Annotated in this window: 4 protein-coding genes; all 4 read left to right on the top strand. The window is 40.3% G+C overall.

The genetic code is table 11. From position 1 onward, the window contains the following. Positions 1-227, top strand: a 227-nt coding sequence (locus G563_RS38770) for a hypothetical protein (protein ID WP_037328889.1), incomplete at its 5' end; no start/stop codon positions are given. A gap of 116 nt (positions 228-343) precedes the next feature. After that, complete coding sequence (locus G563_RS39290; RefSeq protein ID WP_028669134.1) at positions 344-592, top strand: hypothetical protein; 249 nt, start codon at positions 344-346, stop codon at positions 590-592. Positions 593-874: 282 nt separating this feature from the next. Then, on the top strand, positions 875-1,009 hold the full coding sequence (locus G563_RS39110; RefSeq protein WP_262506152.1) for a hypothetical protein: 135 nt from the start codon (positions 875-877) through the stop codon (positions 1,007-1,009). 401 nt (positions 1,010-1,410) lie between these two features. Continuing rightward, complete coding sequence (locus tag G563_RS0133230) at positions 1,411-1,923, top strand: hypothetical protein (RefSeq protein WP_028669133.1); 513 nt, start codon at positions 1,411-1,413, stop codon at positions 1,921-1,923. Positions 1,924-2,001: the final 78 nt, after the last annotated feature.

Below are 2,001 nucleotides of genomic sequence, written 5' to 3'. Positions count from 1 at the left end.
AATTATATCAGGTTTCATTGGCCGTAAATCAAATCAATTTGGCTATCCTTTATCATAGTCATCTAACCAATAAGGATTTATCATTACAATTAGCGTATGAGGCTACAATCAATGTTGCTCCTTTATGCCAAACACTTCCATTAGCCATGCAAATTTATCAACTCGGCTTTCAGGTTTGGGAAGCATGGGGAGAGGATTTGAATAAGTATATGGAAAACAATCACTGAATAAACAGTAAGAAAAGCTCAGCAAATTGACCTTTTTATAGGCCCCAAATTAAACCACACTTTTGGGTTAAAAATTGCAAACGCGTCATTTTACAAGTTTACCCAGCAGGCGATTAGTGAATAGAGGGAATGCTATTCTTAATCGTCTCTTCAGCAATAGTATCCATGCTATCAGACAATTAGCCGGCAGTGCATCGGAGGCAAAAGCTATGTATCGTTTTTTGCAAAATGATTATGTTAGCGAATTGGACATAATTAGCAATATGAAGGCGAATTGCGTTGCTAATAAGTCAGTACTATGTATTGATATGACGGAAATCGACTTATCAGCTCATGAAAATAGGCTAAAAAAGATACGTTTATAGGAACAGTTCGTATGAAAAGATCAAAAAGAGAAAAGTCACCCTAAACATCTGCTTCCCATTGACACAAAGGAATCCTCGCTGAATACAAAAGTGTCCTGACCGCTAAATCTTGGACACAAAGTTTCCCTTATTTTAGGTTATACTGATTTGCTCAAGAGCTAATCGGATTCTTTCAAATCAGCAAAAGCTTTTCCAATGTCTGTCTGATTTACCCACAGCAGGAACTTACACAATGATGTAGCAGATGATAAGAGGAGAAGCACTAAAAAAAGAACAGTCACTTTGGAAGTTCGCCTCACTCCCATAAGCATTAGTACCAATCAATATACGGCCAAAGATTTTCCGCCTACCATTAGTCTCCATGCGATTGAGGCCAAAGAAAGGGGTGAAAGGATAACCCCATTCATTGGCGATTAAGGATACCTTGGCCTGTTACCAACTTTGCAACAGCTCTACAGCATATAACCTGTCGATGGGTTATTGAAAAAGTATTCAGAATCCTCAAGAGGGAAGGAATGGGCTATTGCACGAATGGGCGAATGGAAAGGATACCTTTCTGAAAAGCCACCCGCCATCAGGATGCATTGGATCGGTTCACAAAAATTCTACTCAATAATGCAGGCTTATCTTCCGAATTGTGTCCACACGGTAGTGGTCATTCAGGGGACTTTTTTGTGTTTCTTCCCTCTACGTTGGATTAAGGTCTTCCCCCGTTGGATTAAATCTCTTTGTGTTGGATTAATGACTACCCTCTTATCATTCCTCTTAACTTTCGTTTCATCATTTTTTGCCAAAAACCAACGCAAAATTCAATTCCCATGAAACACCTCACTTTTGATGGAAAATCAACCATCCCCCAAGCCAAAAAGGTAATTCAGCTAACCCTTACCAATACCACCGACAAGGTTGAGAAGAAAATCTTAGTTCCCTCTCCCGCTAGACTCAGGCACATCAACTACAACAACTCTATTCTCAAACAAGGAGAGAATTGTGTAGTGGAAGGGGAATTAACCCTTGAATACCTCCAAAATTTCGCCAAAGCCTGCCCTATTGAGCTTTCTAGTGTTACCGTTTCTCCCATCCAATCTTCCAACTTCATTGAACAGCTTGCCAACTCCGTCGCTATCAAAACCCCCACCTTAGGAGACGACATCGTGGAAAACCTTCAAGCTGATTCAGCAAGCCAAGTAGGGACCGCCAATTTCCTCCTTCACAACATTTTCTTAGGCGACGTAGCGGAGGTAGAGATTACCATTTTACCTCAATCAAGTATCAAAGTGACCCTTGAATTAGGTCCTTACATGAGCCGTAGGCTAGTGCCTTCTAAGTAAGACCCAACAAGACCGGTTAACAGCTTCAAAAACAACTTTTTTCAATCATGGCAATTACAAAACTCGAAAAAAACAAAG

The sequence above is a fragment of the Runella zeae DSM 19591 genome (assembly GCF_000423565.1).
Taxonomy (GTDB): domain Bacteria; phylum Bacteroidota; class Bacteroidia; order Cytophagales; family Spirosomataceae; genus Runella; species Runella zeae.
Note: the sequence above shows the minus strand (reverse complement) of the source record. Positions and strands in the feature narration are given on the sequence as shown.

Excerpts from the sequence above, each read along its gene's own strand:
- G563_RS0133230 (WP_028669133.1), top strand. The coding sequence starts at position 1,411 with ATGAAACACCTCACTTTTGATGGAAAATCAACCATCCCCCAAGCCAAA.